The sequence below is a fragment of the Streptomyces sp. NPDC005141 genome (assembly GCF_053599975.1).
On record NZ_JBSFYW010000021.1, the window covers coordinates 1 to 15,624 of the forward strand.

8 protein-coding genes and 7 pseudogenes are annotated in these 15,624 nt (G+C 69.3%); 10 read left to right on the top strand and 5 right to left on the bottom strand.

Features of this window, described 5'->3' with window-relative positions; all coding sequences use genetic code 11:
* Nucleotides 1–35: 35 nt before the first annotated feature.
* A complete protein-coding gene (locus tag ACWD68_RS18440) occupies nt 36–1,148 on the bottom strand; it encodes a DUF1152 domain-containing protein (protein ID WP_451807580.1) in 1,113 nt (370 codons plus the stop codon).
* 133 nt (nt 1,149–1,281) lie between these two features.
* Here ACWD68_RS18440 and ACWD68_RS18445 point away from each other — a divergent pair, with 133 nt between their 5' ends.
* Together ACWD68_RS18445 and ACWD68_RS18450 are read left to right on the top strand one after the other, a co-directional pair.
* Nucleotides 1,282–2,022, top strand: a complete 741-nt coding sequence (locus ACWD68_RS18445; RefSeq protein WP_451807480.1) for a GntR family transcriptional regulator — start codon at nt 1,282–1,284, stop codon at nt 2,020–2,022.
* A 289-nt stretch (nt 2,023–2,311) separates the two neighbouring features.
* A complete protein-coding gene (locus tag ACWD68_RS18450) occupies nt 2,312–2,755 on the top strand; it encodes an ATP-binding protein (protein WP_451807481.1) in 444 nt (147 codons plus the stop codon).
* Between the two features lie 54 nt (nt 2,756–2,809).
* On the opposite strand, the pseudogene ACWD68_RS18455 reads toward ACWD68_RS18450, so the two are convergent.
* Nucleotides 2,810–3,085: pseudogene (locus tag ACWD68_RS18455) on the bottom strand (transposase); the annotation flags it as partial.
* A gap of 209 nt (nt 3,086–3,294) precedes the next feature.
* On the opposite strand from ACWD68_RS18455, the pseudogene ACWD68_RS18460 reads away from it, so the two are divergent.
* The 5 genes and pseudogenes from ACWD68_RS18460 to ACWD68_RS18480 all read left to right on the top strand — a co-directional run.
* Nucleotides 3,295–3,897 (top strand): annotated as a pseudogene (locus ACWD68_RS18460) (asparagine synthase-related protein); the annotation flags it as partial.
* Nucleotides 3,898–4,098: 201 nt separating this feature from the next.
* Nucleotides 4,099–4,371, top strand: a complete 273-nt coding sequence (locus ACWD68_RS18465; RefSeq protein WP_451807581.1) for a dsRBD fold-containing protein — start codon at nt 4,099–4,101, stop codon at nt 4,369–4,371.
* Between the two features lie 250 nt (nt 4,372–4,621).
* Nucleotides 4,622–6,700 (top strand): TerD family protein, encoded by a 2,079-nt coding sequence (locus ACWD68_RS18470; RefSeq protein WP_451807482.1) that lies wholly within the window; start codon nt 4,622–4,624, stop codon nt 6,698–6,700.
* 409 nt (nt 6,701–7,109) lie between these two features.
* Complete coding sequence (locus ACWD68_RS18475) at nt 7,110–8,231, top strand: endonuclease NucS domain-containing protein (RefSeq protein WP_451807483.1); 1,122 nt, start codon at nt 7,110–7,112, stop codon at nt 8,229–8,231.
* 1,929 nt (nt 8,232–10,160) lie between these two features.
* On the top strand, nt 10,161–10,850 hold the full coding sequence (locus ACWD68_RS18480) for an SDR family NAD(P)-dependent oxidoreductase (RefSeq protein WP_451807484.1): 690 nt from the start codon (nt 10,161–10,163) through the stop codon (nt 10,848–10,850).
* Between the two features lie 70 nt (nt 10,851–10,920).
* On the opposite strand, the pseudogene ACWD68_RS18485 reads toward ACWD68_RS18480, so the two are convergent.
* Nucleotides 10,921–11,725 (bottom strand): annotated as a pseudogene (locus tag ACWD68_RS18485) (MerR family transcriptional regulator).
* Nucleotides 11,726–11,783: 58 nt separating this feature from the next.
* Here ACWD68_RS18485 and ACWD68_RS18490 point away from each other — a divergent pair.
* Nucleotides 11,784–12,584, top strand: a pseudogene (locus ACWD68_RS18490) (AMP-binding protein); the annotation flags it as partial.
* Between the two features lie 74 nt (nt 12,585–12,658).
* Here ACWD68_RS18490 and tnpB read toward each other — a convergent pair.
* Together tnpB and ACWD68_RS18500 are read right to left on the bottom strand one after the other, a co-directional pair.
* Nucleotides 12,659–14,104: an IS607 family element RNA-guided endonuclease TnpB gene (tnpB, locus tag ACWD68_RS18495; RefSeq protein ID WP_451807485.1), complete on the bottom strand. Its 1,446-nt coding sequence runs from the start codon at nt 14,102–14,104 to the stop codon at nt 12,659–12,661.
* Between the two features lie 11 nt (nt 14,105–14,115).
* Nucleotides 14,116–14,571 (bottom strand): annotated as a pseudogene (locus ACWD68_RS18500) (IS607 family transposase); the annotation flags it as partial.
* Nucleotides 14,572–14,644: 73 nt separating this feature from the next.
* Between ACWD68_RS18500 and ACWD68_RS18505 the strand changes: the two are divergent.
* Together ACWD68_RS18505 and ACWD68_RS18510 are read left to right on the top strand one after the other, a co-directional pair.
* Nucleotides 14,645–15,319, top strand: a pseudogene (locus ACWD68_RS18505) (AMP-binding protein); the annotation flags it as partial.
* Nucleotides 15,319–15,588 (top strand): annotated as a pseudogene (locus ACWD68_RS18510) (Appr-1-p processing protein); the annotation flags it as partial. The pseudogenes ACWD68_RS18505 and ACWD68_RS18510, both read left to right, overlap by 1 nt.
* Between the last annotated feature and the right edge of the window lie 36 nt (nt 15,589–15,624).

The window sequence follows — 15,624 nt, forward strand, 5'->3', positions numbered from 1 at the left end:
CGAAGAAGCCCTCGACTGCGCCTGCGGCCTCTACCTCAACGACCCCACCGCCTGGACCACACCACCCTCCACGAACTAACGCGGAGCAGCACTAGACACTTCGGCTGGGATGCGGCTGGGATGCGCCACAGAGGGGCGGCGTACTGAGCAGGACGGCTGCTGAGCAGTAGTGCTCTGAGGTCCTGGCGCTGCTTGCCGTTGAGGCCGAGGGCTTCGGTGATCCTGCGGAACGTCGTGTGCGTGATGCCGTGGTCGCGGGCCTGGGCTTCGAACTGGTCGAGCTGGCGGAGCGTGGCTTCCGGGTCGAGCTTCTGTTCCGGCTGGCTGCCGAGCCAACTGGCCTTGTTGCGCTCGTAGTCGATCTCCGAGTATCCACAGACCTCGCGGCTGTACTGCTCAGCCTCGGCAAGGGTCTCCGTTGCGAGGATGGCGCGCGCGAGCTCGTTGCGGTTGAGAGCGTCGTCCAGGTCCGCTTCGTGGATCGTGGGGCCTTCGTCCGTGAGGGGGACCGGTAGGCCGGCGTCCCTGACTTCGCAGAGACCGCGTACTCCGCGGGCTGTGGCCGCCAGCATCGCTGTCGCCTCGGACGGGTGCCACTCCAGGACCGAGCTGATGGGTTTGACGTGCTCAGCCGTGAGCGTCAGGGCTGCTGGGCCCATGCGGTCGGCCAGAAGCTCGGCCGGGAGCTCTCCGTCCAGGCCGGGCCCTGCGATCAAGAGCCGTACAGGCGCGTTGACTTGGCAGCATGCCGCCAGGGTGAGGGCGTCGCCGAGTGGGCTGCGCAGGGTGGGTTCGTCGCCCTTGGCGAGGATGTCGCCGCCCACGTCCAGGAGGTCGATGGACTCCGGGGCCAGGTGCTCGATGAGTTCTTCGAGTTGGCGGGTGATTCCCTCGGCGCCGTGCATGGGGTCGATCAGGGCGAAGGTGTGGGGGAGTTCGGCGGCCAGGCGAGGGAGTGTTGAGCCTGCCGGGGCGATGGGCTTCGCGTCGGCCGGGACGGCCCAGACGCTTCGCGTGAGGGGGCGAAGGCCCGTGAAGTTCGCCGGTCCTCGTGGTCCTGGCACTGGATCGATCAGGAGGCGGTCCCACGCGTACGTGAGGATCACCGCCGGACTGTCGCCGCCTCCGTAGAAGGCTGCGTCGAGCATTGCGGCGGCGACTGCGTCGCCCCCTCCTCCTGCTGCCACGATCAAGCGGGTCACCCTCGCAGCGTACGGGGTCCCTGGCTGGCCACTCACCCTATAGTGGCTACTGGTCATAGCCACTTAGGGAGGGGCTCCGATGCCGCAGATCGAAGAGACCCAGCCCAAGTACCTCCAGATCGCACACCACATCCGCGATCAAATCTTGCGAGGCGACTTGAGGCCTGGCGACGAGGTCCCGTCGGAACGTCAACTGGCCGCCGACTGGAGCGTTTCACGCCCGACGGCGGCTCGATCGCTGGAAGCCCTGAGTCACCAAGGCCTGGTTGAGAAGCGTCAGGGGTCGGGCACCTACATGCGGGGCCTTGCGGTGAATCGGCGTGCTCGGGAGCTCTACGGTCGCGCCAAGCAGACCGGCAAGATCTACACGCCGGGTGACTACGCGGTGATCACCTCCGCCGGTTGGCTCGAAGCCCCGGACTATGTGGCCGATGCGCTGAGTCTGGCGGTCGGAGCCCGAGCTGTTCATCGGCGCCGGGTGACCAAGAACGAGTCCGGCCCCATCACGATCTCGACGTCGTGGTTCGGCGTCGATGTCGGCGAGCGGGCCCCCAAGCTCCTTGATCCTGAACGGATTCAGGAGGGGACGCTCATGTACGTCGAGAGCATGACGGGTCGCCAGGGAAGCTATGCCGAGGACCGGATGTGCGCCCGGCTGGCAACCGAGGACGAGGCCGCTGACCTCGAACTTGAGCCTGGGGCGGCTGTCCTGATCGTCCATCACGTGGTCTATGACCTGCAGGATCGGCCTCTGGAGTTCGCCGAAGCCACGTACCCGCCTAGGCGTTGGGCGTTCGAGCAGGGCTACCCGATCAGCTAGAAAATCGGCCTTCTCTCCGAGAACCGCTTGTGGCTCCGAGTGGCTAATGCCACTATCCAGTAAGTGGCTAAGGCCACTTGACCGGAAGGGGCACGGATGTGAGCCAGGAGTGCGGGGAGTTACGGCACGTCTCGCGGGAAGCGGTCTGCCGTGGATGCCGGGGGCGAGGGTGGAAGCACATCGGCTCCCGCTCTGCCCTGGCGCTCTCCGCCACTGACGCTCGCGTCCGTGCTACGTCCAAGCGGCGCTGTCTCGACTGTGACGGCACCGGTAGGGAGTAGTGGCGCTCATGGCGGATGCGCGTGAAGAGTCCGAAGCCGCGGTTGCCGGACCGACGCCGATCGGGGGAATGACCCTCTATCCCGTGCCCGAGTCCGTGGCCCGGGCCAGGCGATGGTTCCGGAAGTTCACCGCCCCGTACAACCTGGCCTGCTCGATCGATGACTGTGTCCTGATGCTCTCTGAGCTGGTGACGAACGCGATCCTCTATGGGGAGGCTGAAGATCCCTGGCGGGTCCGCGTTGAGTGGTCGCGCCTGGGGGAATCCCTGCGGGTCGACGTCCACAACCCCGGCTTCCCGGCGGACGTGCGGCTGCGCAGCCCCAGGGCCAATGACGCGCACGGCAGGGGGCTTTGCCTGGTTGACGCGCTGGCGGATTCGTGGGCGGCCGGCCCCAGCCGCTTCGGTGGAACCGTTGTGTGGTTCCAGGTCGACGAAGCCTGGAAGCCGTGAAGTCGCTTCGTGCCTGCCTCGCCGACGAGTCCGTGCGTCTGCGTTGTCACGCAGTTACTGACGTTGCTGGCGTGATGTCGTCAAGGTGAGGCCGCATTCGGCGAGACATCCGTCAATGAGGTTGCTGCGGTACTGGATCTGGCGGAGACCGCGCCGAAGCACGCTCATGAGGTCGTCGGGGTCGTTGAAGGCGGTGTTGGCCTGGCTGCTGCGTCGCAGCAGTGACCAGATGCCCTCGACGGGGTTGAGGTCGGGTGCGTAGGCCGGCAGGAAGTAGCAGGTGATCCAGTCGTGGGTGTCGATGAACTCCCGCAGCCTCGATGACCAGTGTCGCCGACGCGGACAGGCTGGCGTATCTGCTGCCGGGCACGGCTCACCTGATGGCGACGGGCGGGCAGGTACGTGCGCAGGGCAGCGTCAGCGGGCTGAGCCGGATCTTCCGCGCCCGTCTCGACGGCGTCGATCTGGCGTCCGACCGGGCCGATGTGCTGGCCGAGACGGTCGGCGCCACGATCGACGAGGAATCCCTGGCCGTACGAATGGCCGGCGGCCTCGCCCTGGCGCCTCCGCTGAACGAGCAGTGCCTGTGGGCGGGAATCTCGTCCCTGGCCCCGGAACACCGTCTGGTGTGGACCCGGGACCGGGCCGAGGAGCGCGTGTGGTGGAGCCCTCCCGCACCGCACCTGCGCCTGAGCGACGGAGCGTCCGGCGTACGCGAGGCACTTACCGCGGCGGTGGGGGGCGGTACGCCGCTCCGCGGACCTGTGAGCGCCGATCTGTCCGGCGGGATGGATTCGACGTCCCTGTGCTTCCTGGCCGCCCGCCACACACCGGAACTGCTGACACTGCGCTGGGCCGAGGCCGACAGAGCCAATGACGACGCCGACTTCGCCGGCCTGGCGATCAAGGCTCTGGACGGTGCCGAACACCTGGTGGTCACGCAGCGCGAGCTTCCCTCGATCTTGGGCTTCGAAGGCGTACCGGTCGAGACCGAACAGCCCGTGGTCACCGTCCGCGCGCTCGCCCGGTTGCACCACAATGCACGACTGCTCGCCCACCGCGGATCCCGCCGGCATCTGGCGGGCCACGGCGGAGACGAACTGTTCGCGCCCGCCCCCCGGCTACCTTGCCCCGCTGCTGCGACGCCACCCCGTGCTCGCGCTGCGACGACTGCGCCAGAACCGAGCGCTCAAGCGCTGGCCGCTGGGCCCGGGCCTCGCGGGCATGCTGCGCCCGGGAAGCGTGGCCGACTGGTGGCACGCACAGGCGGCCAACCTCGGCACACCCCGCCCGCCGCGGGCGCCAGCCAAGGGCTGGGGCCTGCACGCCGTACAGGTCCCGGACTGGATCGCCCCGGCGGGCCGCGAGCTGCTCCACGAGGCACTGACAGGCACCGCGCCCGTGGGCTCATGCCTCGCTGCCGTCGAAATTCCATCTCGACGTGCGGATACGCCAGCCGCCACCCCTCCGACTCGAACCAGCCCAGGGTCGGCGAGGAGGTCGCGGGCGCGAGGGCCCTGAACGAGCTCGCCGTGCAACTGCTGACCAAGGCTCACGACGAGATCGACGCGGCATCGGGCAGGACGTCCCACGCGCGGCGGCACCCGCCGAGGTGACCGCGGCGGCCTGCAAGTTGCTCCGCTCCGGACCCCTGGACCCGTCCGGGGGTCTTCGGCTGCTCCGCGGCTGGTCAGGGGGACACCTTAAGGGCCTGCCCACGATTCCCGCACAGATTCTGCGCGACTCCTGCAGATGTGGTTCATGGGTACTACAGTCACCCGCGCACCGATCACCGGGCAACGCCTGGGCATCAGACGGCCGGATGCAGGTGCGAGCACAGCAAGTTGCACCGTTCTGGGGGGCTTTATGCGCGACATGGTCAAGGGGTCGAATGTCTCTCTCGCGGCTCTGAGCGAGAACATCGATTCGGTGATCGTCAGTCTGGGCTGGGGGAGCTCGACCGGCGAAGGGGACGCCGACGTGTCCGTCCTCCTGCTGGACGAGAACGGTAAGGTCCGCAGCGACGCCGACTTCTACTTCTACAACAACCCGGTCGCAGCGGACGGAAGCGTGCAGCTTCTGGGCAAGACGCCGACGGCGGACGGCAACGAGGACCGGATCAGCTTCGACCTGACTGCGGTCTCCCCCGAAGTCGACCGGATCGTCCTGGCCGCCAGCCGCTACGAGGGCGCCCGCTTCGGAGAACTCGACTGCGTGAGACTGGCGTTGGCAGACGGCGGAGGCGAGGAACTCCTCAACTTCGCCATCGACGACGCCGACTCGGTGAGCGCGATCATCTTCGGCGAGCTGTACCGGCGTGCGGAGGAATGGAAGTTCCGCGCAGTCGGCCAGGGGTACGACGTGGGTCTCGCAGGTCTGGCAACGGACTTCGGGGTCGACATCGACGACGACGCGGCCGCCGGGGAAGCGCTGGACGAGACCGAGGGCGACGATCAGGCGGACCCGACGGCGGCAGAGCCGGAAACGGCGTCGCCATCGCCCCCGGCGGGGGCGTCGGCGGGCGAACCCCAGCCGCAGGAGACTCTCGAGGCGGTCCCCTCCCCTCGCCGGCCTGAGGACGAGGAGCAGCCGAGGAAGGCGGCGGCGAGGCCTCGTACGGCCAAGAAGAAGGTTGTCCTGCCCAAGGCTGCCAAGAAGACGCTGGCCGAGAACGAGTCGTGGAAGGACGCGCGGCTCTTCCCGGCATCGGCGCTCAAGAGCGACCGGGAGCGCGAGACGCGTGCGACCTCGGTACTGCTGTCCGTGATGGCTCAGGTCCCCGAGTTCGGCCGGAGACTCACCGCCGCCTTCGGAGCACCCGCCGGCCGCATGGAGACCTTCACCGAGGTCACCCTGCCGCACGGCGACACCCCGCGTCGCCCGGACGGAGTGATCCGGGTCGAGCGGGCCGGCAAGCTGTGGACGGCCCTCATCGAGACGAAGACCAACGGCAGCGCGCTCAAGGCCGAGCAGGTCCAGGCGTACATGGACATCGCCGCGCGCCGCGGCTACGAGGCCGTGATCACCCTGTCGAACGACGTCGCGCTGGAGGGCAGCCCGCTCGTCGAGGTCAAGATCGACAAGCGGCGTAAGCACAAGGTGGCCCTGTGGCACCTGTCGTGGGCTGAAGTCGCCCATCAGGCGCAGCTGTTGATCAGGCACGAAGGTGTCGGCAACGCGGCGCACGCCTGGCTCCTCCAGGAGCTGCTGCACTACTTGCGGCACGAGAACTCCGGCTGCCACGGCTTCCAGAACATGGGTCCGGCCTGGGTACCGGTACGCAACGGAATCGACGACGAGACCCTGTGCCAGGGCGACCCGCGGGCGCTGGAGGTCGTCGAGAGCTGGGAACGCCTCATCCGTCAGGTCTGCCTGCGGCTGGGCGGCGAACTGGGGCAGAAGGTGCTGCCGGTCCAGCGCACCAGACGCGGAGCCGATCCGAAGGCGCTCCGCGGCCGTCTCGCGGATCAGCTCTCCCTCGAGGGGCGCCTGCACTCGGAGCTGCGCATCGAGGGGACGCCCGGCGTCCTGGCGATCAGCGCGGACCTCCGCACGGGCAAGCTTCGCACCTCGATCGAGATCCCGGCACCCGAGCAGGGCTACCCCCTGTCGTGGGCGAAGCGACTGGTCCGGCGCCTGGCAGAGGCTCCGGCGGACCTGCACGTCGAGACCCTCGTCGAAGGCGAAGCGGTCGGCCCCCGGGGAACGCTCGAACGCCTCCGACCCGAGCCGGCCGACCTGCTGCCCAAGGAGCCCGCGTCCCAGATCATCGGCTTCCGGCTGTCCCTCCTCAAGAGCATGGGAAGCACGCGCGGGAACGCGGAGTCGGGCTTCATCCGCAGCGTCGACGACGCGGTGAACCGCTTCTACACCGGCGTGGTGGTCCATCTGGAGGGTTCGACTTCCCGCCGGACCCCCTCCAAGGGCACGGCGCCGACGGCCTGAGGCCCGACGGCCACCCGGAGGCAGGAGCGGGGCCCGAACCCAAGGACTCGGCCGGGCTCCGCTCCTGTCCCCGGCATCGCGCAAGCCTCAATCGCCCTGCGGCCCGCCCCGAACCGTGCCCCCTCCCTCACCAACTACCCGAGGAACTCGACTGGTCCGCCTTGCTGTCTTCAGGCACCACGCGCGGTGGCTTCATGCCTGCGCTCGGCTGATTGCAGATTGGCGGCCACCGAGGGGCGTTGGCGGTCAGCGCGGTCGCGGTGGTCGCTGTTCGTCGCTGCTGTACCGCGACGGCAGTCACCTGGAACGGCTTCCAGCGACCTACCGGCAGACGACATCTCGGCGTCATACTGCCTTCATCCATGCCTGGTCGGCAGTGACTCGGTTATCTGAGCGGAGAGGGAACGCGATGCCGCTGGAGTTCGGGTTGTGGCGAGTGGATGACAAACCCGTACGAGTCGCCACGCGGCCGATGCCCTTGGAGTCTCGCCTCGAGGAACTCATCGAGGTCGATCCCGGCATCCTGGGACATCCGCTGCTGCTGATAGGCCGGCAGGTGCTGACGCAGTACGGCAAGGTCGTCGACCTACTGGGCATGGATGCCGAGGGGGGCCTGCACGTTCTGGAGCTCAAGCGAGACCGAACATCTCGTGAGGTGGTGGCTCAGGTTCTCGACTACGGTTCCTGGGTTCAGGAGCTCACCAACGACCAGATCCGCGACATCTACGCTTCCTACGCCCGCGGCAGAGGACTGGCGGAAGAGTTGGACGAGGCGTTCGCGCTGCGTTTCGGCGGCATCCCGCCCGAAGCGCTCAATTCCACTCACGCCCTCACCATCGTGGCAAGCGAGATCGATGCGGCGACGGAGCGGATCGTCACCTATCTGGCTTCCGGGTTCCGGGTACCGATCAACGTGCTCTTCTTTCGCTACTTCGAGGACGAGGAACGCTCGTATCTGGCTCGTACCTGGTTGATGGACGAGGTCGAGGCCGCGGTCCCCTCGGGTGGAGCGAAGGGCAGAGGGAAGCAGGAGCCGTGGAACGGGACGCATTGGTACGTATCGTTCGGCGACGAGTCTGGCGGCAGGAACTGGAACGACGCCCTTCGCCACGGGTTCGTGTCAGCGGGTGGCGGGGAGTGGTTCTCCCGGACGATCCGGTCTCTGCCACTCGGGGCACGGGTTTTCACGCACATCCCCAAAGTGGGCTATGTGGGCGTCGGCACGGTCTCCGGCGCACCGCAACCGTTCGAGGACGCCGTCCTCAGCGTCGACGGTGAAGCCCGGCGGATGACCGATCTCTCCCTGGCGGGCACCTACCGACGCCCTGCGGAGAGCACGGAGAGGGAGGGGGAGGATCCGCGCGAGTGGATCGTTCCGGTCAACTGGGAGCGTGCCGTGCCGCGGGAAGAAGCATTGTGGCGCGCGGGCTTCTTCGCCAACCAGAACTCCGCCTGCAAGCTCCGAGCCCGGTTCACGATCGAAGCGGTCTCCCGCCACTTCGGCGTCGATCAAGACACCTCCGACGCCTGACAAGCCCTCCGCAGCCACTGTCGAAGGACCGTCTGGCGCCGTCGTGGCCATCTTCCATCACGAGGACCGGTAAACGCCGTGGACAAGCGGGGCGCAGTATCCATGACGCCATCGCCGGCGGGCGGGGATCGTGCATTCCAGCTTGGTCCTGCGGCGCTGGTAGGGCCACCCGATGGTGTCCGTGCCGTTCAGTCGGCGGGAAGCCGAAGGCTACGAAGTGCGCCGATCGCGCGCCCCCACCTGCCGACGGCTCCCGGAAACCTCCTTCTGGCTGTGGGCATCGGGAGTTCGGTACGGCGTTGACCTGCTGTGGTGGGGGCTGTGGTCGGGGTCGGAAGCCGTGGTCGGGGGAGGCGTCCCAAAGTGATGTCCCTGGTGGTTGCTTCGTGGTCGTTCCCGTGGTCGGGGCGACCGTGTCTACGGTGTCGAGCCGAGGGGGACGCCTTCGTGGGAGGGGGGCCGAGCATCCGTGGCCGCTTCGGATCTGGCGCCACTGCCGGCAGGTAGGTACCAGCTGGCCTCGAACCTGGTGTCGTGCGGTCGGGGGAGCGTCTGCGCGGGGGAGTCGTTCTCCGCAGTGCGCAGGTGACGTCGTGCGATGAACAGAACCGGACACCGCACTGCGCAGATCGCTGCGCAGCGCCCCTTCCTGCTGTGCCGTGAGTTTGCGCGGTTTCCGTGCGCAGTGCGCAGCAGGGAGGGGGCCTTCTGGTCGGGTCCTGGCCGGGTGTTGGCTGTGCGGGCGGAGTTGCGCAGTCGGGCCTCACGCGTGGATGCGCAGCCGTGAACCGGCGCGGCCTGCGCAGCTGACCGTGCGGGAGGAACAGATCCTGCGCATCATCGGCTTGTCCATCGAGGGGCTGACCGTGGCGGAGAGCGGGGCTGTAGTGGGACTGCGCAGCAAAAGGGTTGGTGTCCTACCGCCTGCGCAATCCTGAGGGGCGGTGCGCGGTTCCGCGGCGGATGGAACTGGCACACCTGCCAGCTCCTCTCGCCGACGGCGTACTCGCTGGCGATCGGGTTCTGCACCTGATGCCATGCGCGGCGGCCACGGGAATCCGGCGCGCCCAGAGCGCGGCCGCTCCAGTTCGTGCGGGCGACGATCAGCGCCGCGCGTTCGCGCCCCCTCACTCGGAGCCGGGCGCTAGCCGCCACGTCCTGGGGATCCCAGCCCGGGGGAGGAGGGGCGGGGCGACTTCCGTCAGGCGTTCTCGTGCACCTCCCACGCATCCCGCGGTTCGGTCGACCACGACACCCGCTGGAAGAGCGTCCGCAGATCTGCGCGGACCTGACCGAGTTCGTCCTGGTCGTCGATCAGAGCCGTACGAGGATGCCACGGTCCGACGGAACTGCCGTTCGAACCACATCTCGGGTACGCCTCGCGACAACATCTCTTGCGCCAACTCTTGCTGCATCTCCTGCGAGATCTCTTGCGACTTCTCTTGCGCGAGGATCTCCCTCATTGCGGAATCCGTGCAGGTCACCTCCCGCGTGCGGGCGTGGTCGGTGCTCTGACATCCCCGTTGCGACCGCTTTGCCCGTACCCCTGGCTGGAGTTGAGAGGTGAGGGAGGGCGGATGGGCGGCGCGGGCGCTGCCGGGGATCGGGGCGCGCTCGCCGGTGTTGCGCGCCGGGCGGGGCCGGCGCGCCTGACCGATTCCGGGCCGACTACTTAGCTCGGCGGTGGTCTGCCTTACGTTCAGAGGGGCAGGCTGTCGCTCCCGTTGTAGCTGGGCGAGGAGCGACGCTGCGGTTGCATCCGTGGTCGGCCTGGGCGCCGCGGTCTGCGGGTCAGGGCCCAGCGTGGGCCCGGCGAACGTCCCTGGCAACAGGGCCGTTCCGGCGAGTGGAATGCGCCTTTCCCCAGGGCGGTTCCGGCGAGTGGAACGCGCTCTTGCCCGGTGCTCGGCGGCTCTTCACACTCGGCGCATGGAGACACGTACCGCTCTGGTGACCGGCGCGGCACAGGGCCTCGGACAGGAATTCGCCGTCGCACTCGCCGGGCGCGGTTACCGGGTCGCGGGCATGGACCTGGTCCCGCAGCCCGAGACGGCGGAACGCGTACCGGACTACGTGGAGTTGATCGCGGACGTCACCGACGAGGCACAGGTCACGGCGGCGCTGGAGCACGTCATCGACCGGTTCGGCACCCTGCACGTGCTCGTCAACAACGCCGGTGTGTACCCGGAGTCGGCCTTCGAGGACACCACGCCCGAGGAGTGGCGGCGGGTGATGCGCGTCAACCTGGAGGCGCCGTTCCTGATGACCCGTGCCGTCCTGCCGCATCTGAAGGCGGCCGGCTGGGGCCGGATCGTGAACATCACGTCGGCGGCCGTCCTCACGGCTCCGCCCACGATGGTCGCGTACGTCTCCTCGAAGGCCGGACTGATCGGCTTCACCAGGGCGTTGGCGTCCGCGCTCGGACCGTACGACATCACCGTCAACGCGATCGCGCCGAGCATGGTGCGCACCGCCACGGCCGAACGGACCGTCGGCGCGGACGGCGGCTTCGAGCACGTCCGCGCCCAGCAGGCCGTCCCGCGGACCCAGCGGCCGGGAGACCTCGTCTCCACCCTGCTCTACGTGGTCGACGAGGGCAGCGGCTTCCTCACCGGCTAGACCCTCAACGTGGCGGGCGGATCGGCCTACTTGTGAGCGCCCGCGCCGCCGAGGGGCGGTCGGCCCGGGATCAGGACTCCCGGAGCCACTCCCGCAGCTCCTCCTTCAGCGAGCGCTGGAACGCGGTGAGCAGCGCCTGCACCACCAGCGGCTGCATGTGCGCCGACAGGGACTTCACCGCCGCCACGGACTCCCCTTCCCCCACCGCGTCGCGCAACAGGGTGGACAGTTCGTGGGCCGCCGCCCGCGAGTGCTCCAGCAGGACGGTGCGTGCGGCGAGGATCGTCTCGTGCGCGATCGGTACGTCCAGGAGCTCCACGCCGAGCCGCAGCAGCCCGGGGTCCAGCCGGACGGAGTCACCCGTCCACTCGATGACACCCATCGCGGCGAGCCGCTCCAGGTCCCCTTCGCTGAGCGGCCGCCCGGCCCGACGCTCCAGCTCCTCCCGGGTCACCTCCTCCGTCGCGTCGGGCGCCCAGGACGCCACCACGGCACGGTGGATGGCGAGCTCGTGCGCGCTCAGACCGGGCGGCAGCTGCGTCAGATGACGCTCGATCGCGGCCAGCGTCATGCCCCGCTGCTGCAACTCCTCGATGAGCGCGAGCCGGGCCAGATGCTCCTGGCTGTAGTGGCCGACGCGGCGGGGGCCGATCACGGGCGGCGGCAGCAGGCCCCTGGCGCTGTAGAAGCGGACCGTACGGACCGTGACACCCGCCCGCGCGGCCAGCTCGTCGACCGTGAGCGTCGGCTCCTCGGTGTCCGTCGTCATGGGCAGGTCCTCGCTTCTCGCGTCGTGCCGCGCGCCCTGGGTCACCGGTGACGGCGCGGTGCAACAGTATTGCTGTCTCACCGGTGTTGTGAAAGCGTCCGTCCAGGAGCGGCGCGGGTCGCGGCCCGCGCGGCACTCGGATCCGACGGCGCCAGGAGGCGGTCATGACCACGATCCTGAGACTCCCGGGAGAGCCCGCCGAACTCACCCTCCCCGCCCTGCTGCTGCGCAACGCCGAGGACCACGGCGACCTGCCGGCGCTGTCCTGGCGTACGGAAGACGGCTGGACCACCCTCACCTGGGGCGAGGTGCGCAGTGAAATCGCCGGACTCGCCTCCGGATACGCCGGTCTCGGCGTCGGGCGGGGCGACCACGTCCTCATGATGATGGGCAACCGTCCCGAGCACTGGCTGAGCGACCTGGCGCTGACCCACCTGGGCGCCGTACCGGTCACCGTCTACTCCACGTCCGCCGCGGAACAGGTCCAGCACATCGCCCGGCACAGCCGTGCCCGCCTCGCGGTCGTCGGGGGACTGCGCGAACTGCCGTGCTGGGAACCCCTGTTGGGGGACACCGGCGTACCCCTGGATCGATTGGTGGTCGCGGAGGCGTCCGAGGCGGGCACCCACCGCACGTACGACTCGCTGCGCGGCCAGCGTCCCACGGCGTCCGCCGGGTCCGGACAGGGGACCGTCGCCGAGGCCGCACCGGTCGGGACGGCCGCGGACGCGCCCCGCTCCGAGGCGTTCGAGAAGGCCTGGCACCAGAGCCGCCCCACCGATCCGCTCACCGTCGTCTAGACCTCGGACACCACCGGCGAGCCCAAGGGAGTGAGCATCAGCCACCGCAAGGTCGTACTGAACGTCCTGGCCCTCGACCGACTCGTCGAACTCCCCACCCATGTCGAGCACATCTGCTATCTGCCCTTCGCGCACATCGCCGAGCGGATGCTCGGGATCTACCTCCGTTGCTGAGCCCGTAGTCGGGTCTCAGCATTCCGGGCATTTCGGCCCGGAAGGTCCGTCACATCACCAGAGCGTCAAGGGCTCGGCTTGAAGACGGTCTCCCGCTTCTGTCTGCTGCTGGTGCGGCAGGGTTGCGCCACCTGCCCGCCCCGTCCCCGTCGTGCGGCGGGGGCGGGTGGTGCGGGTCTTCCGGTCGGCTCCACGGGGTTTCGACACTGCCGGGCGGTGTCCTGGTTTCCGGCCACTCCGGTACCAGTCGTGCAGGCTGCCGCTGCGAGGGCGGCGAGGTTGCGGGCCGCGTTGTCGTCCCGGTCGATGACCAGGCCGCACACGTCGCATGCGTAGGTCCGGATGTGCAGCGGCAGTTTGGCTTTCACCACGCCGCACCCGGAACAGGTCTTGGAGGAGGGGAACCAGCGGTCGGCCGCGATGATGCGGCAGCCGTTCCGCTTGGTCTTGTAGGTGAGCTGGCGGCGGATCTCACCGAATCCGGCGTCGGCGATGTGCCGGGCAAGGCGCCGGTTCTTCACCATGCCGGCGACGTTGAGGTCCTCGATCACGACGGTGCCGTACTCGGCAGCAACGCTCGTGGTGAGCTTGTGCAGGGCGTCCGCGCGGAGGTTCGCGACCCGGTGGTGCACGCGGTTGCGCTGGGCGTTGGCTTTCTCCCACCTGCGGGAGGCCTTCCGACCGGTGCGGCGGTCCGGGCCGCGTCGGCGGGAGACCGTGCGGGAGGCCCGGCGCAGGTGTGTCAGGGCGCTGTCTAGGTGCCTGGGGTTGGGCACGGTGCGGATCTCGCCGGTGCTGTCGGCGATGACGGCGAGGGTCTTGATGCCGAGGTCGATGCCGACCGCGACACGTGGCCGGGCCACGCGGACCAGGTCGCGCGCGGTCTCGACCTGGAAGGCGACGAACCAGCGTCCGCGTTCGTGGCGGACGGTCGCGGACAGGATCCGCGCCGTGCCGGCCTGCACGCGGCGCAGGAGTGTGGCGGTGGACTCGTGGACGCGGACGGTGGCGAGCCTCGGCAGGGTGACGTGACGGCCGCCGGCCTCAAGCCGGATGGTGCCGGTGGTGAACCGGCAGGACAGGCGTGCCTTCCGTTTCGACTTGAAGCGGGGCATCCCGAGCTGCTTGCCGCGCCGCTTGCCCTGCTTGGACCTGGCGTAGTTGTCGAACGCCGCCGCGGCGTTCGCCAGGCCGGTGTTGTACGCCTCCTTGGAGTTCTCCTCCCACCAGGCAGCGAAGCGCGGGTCAGTCTTCTTGGCCTGGTTGAACTCCTTGCGCAGCGCGGGCAGCGACCACGGCCGCCACTCGGTGAGCCGGTTGGCAGGAATGCCGTAGGACTCCTCCGCCCGGCGCTGCCACCACGACGCCGACACCCACCCCACCGCCCAGTTGTACGCCGCGCGCGCCGCACCGCAGTGCGACCGAAGAGCTTGCTCCTGGGCGGCGTTCGGGTCCAGCGCGAACCGGAACGCCTGCACCACGAACCCGGGCTGCGGCCGGAACTTCTTCACTCGACGGCCTTGTCGTCGGCGGTCTCGGCAAGGTCGAGGACGACTAGGCGCCGGCCGGACGCCGACAGTGCGGCCTCCAGGTACTCGACACCAAACCGGGCCAGCCGGTCACGGTGCTCGACCACGATCACGGCAGTGCCCGGGTCGGCGAGGAGCCGGTGCAGCTTGCGGCGTCGCCCGTTCAGCCCCGACCCGACCTCGGTCACGACCTCCGCGACCGCCAGGCCCAGTCCATTCGCGCCGGACACCACCCGCGCGACCTGCCGATCCAGCTCGGCCCTCTGGTCGGCTGAAGATACGCGGCAGTACGCCACCACGCGTCCGGACGGCTGGCCGGAAACCTCGTCGACCAACCACGTCCCAGAGGGCGCCTGGCGGACCGGAACGGGCATCTTCCCGTCCTTCACCCACCGCCAGGCGGTCTGGTAGCTCACGCCCTGCTGACGTGCCCACTCCGAAAGCTTCACAAGACCAAGGTACGTGAGATGCCTGACCGGATATGACTATGAGTGGCTAGAAAATCCGTAGCAGCTGCCACCCCCCTTGTTCCGCGCCTCGCACGTCCATCTGTGGGCGGACCCCTCGGAGGTGGCCGCCGTCGCCCGGGAGCTGCATCCCGCGCAGTTCTTCGGTGTCCCGCGCGTGTGGGAGAAGCTCGCGTCCGCCGTGCGGGCGGCGCTGGCCGGACTGCCGACGGAGCGGCGGACGGCCGTGGAGGCGGCGATGGAGACGGCCCGCGCGCACGTGACCTGCCGTGAGCGCGGCGAGGAGCCGTCCGCCGCACTGAGTGAGGCGTACCGCACGGCCAAGGAACAGGTGCTTGAGCCGATCCCCGCGCTCGCCGGATTCGACCGCCTGGAGTGGACGGCGAGCGCCTCGGCACCGATGCCCCAGGACGTCGTGCGGTTTTGGGCGTGCTTCGGCCTCGCGGTCATGGACGCCTGGGGGCTGACGGAGACGATCGGCGTCGCCACCGCCAACAGCCCGGCCGCCTTCCGCCTCAGCTCGGTCGGCAGGCCGCTGGACGGACTGGAGATCCGGATCGCCGGGGTCGGCGAGATCCCCGTACGGGGAGAGGCCGTCTTCGTCGGCTATCTGCGGGCCGACGGTTCGCTGGAGGACGTCCGGGACGCCGACGGCTGGTTCGCCACCGGTGACATCGGACGGCTCGACGAGGACGGCTTTCTCTGGATCACCGACCGCAAGAAGGAAATGTCCAGGTCGAGCCCTTTGTGTGGGTGGCGAATCTGGTGGGCCAGCGGGGGATACGCACCGGCAGCAAGGGCGTGCCCGTGCGCTACGAGGCCATCGACGCCTCGCTCGGACTGCTCGCGGACAAGGCCGTCGAACTCGGCGCGTCCGTGCACATGCCGCGCATCGGGTGCGGCCTGGCCGGCGGCAGATGGTCGCGGGTCGAACCCCTCGTCGCCGAGCGGCTGGTACGCCGGGGGCTGGCGGTGACGGTGTACGACCACGGGGACTGACCGGCGGGGCGACGCGGCGGCGTGCGGTCCGGCGGA

Excerpts from the sequence above, each read along its gene's own strand:
- ACWD68_RS18440 (WP_451807580.1), bottom strand. The coding sequence starts at position 1,148 with ATGCTCGACGCAGCCTTCTACGGAGGCGGCGACAGTCCGGCGGTGATC.
- ACWD68_RS18470 (WP_451807482.1), top strand. The coding sequence starts at position 4,622 with ATGCGCGACATGGTCAAGGGGTCGAATGTCTCTCTCGCGGCTCTGAGC.
- ACWD68_RS18480 (WP_451807484.1), top strand. The coding sequence starts at position 10,161 with ATGGAGACACGTACCGCTCTGGTGACCGGCGCGGCACAGGGCCTCGGA.
- ACWD68_RS18450 (WP_451807481.1), top strand. The coding sequence starts at position 2,312 with ATGGCGGATGCGCGTGAAGAGTCCGAAGCCGCGGTTGCCGGACCGACG.
- ACWD68_RS18445 (WP_451807480.1), top strand. The coding sequence starts at position 1,282 with ATGCCGCAGATCGAAGAGACCCAGCCCAAGTACCTCCAGATCGCACAC.
- ACWD68_RS18475 (WP_451807483.1), top strand. The coding sequence starts at position 7,110 with ATGCCGCTGGAGTTCGGGTTGTGGCGAGTGGATGACAAACCCGTACGA.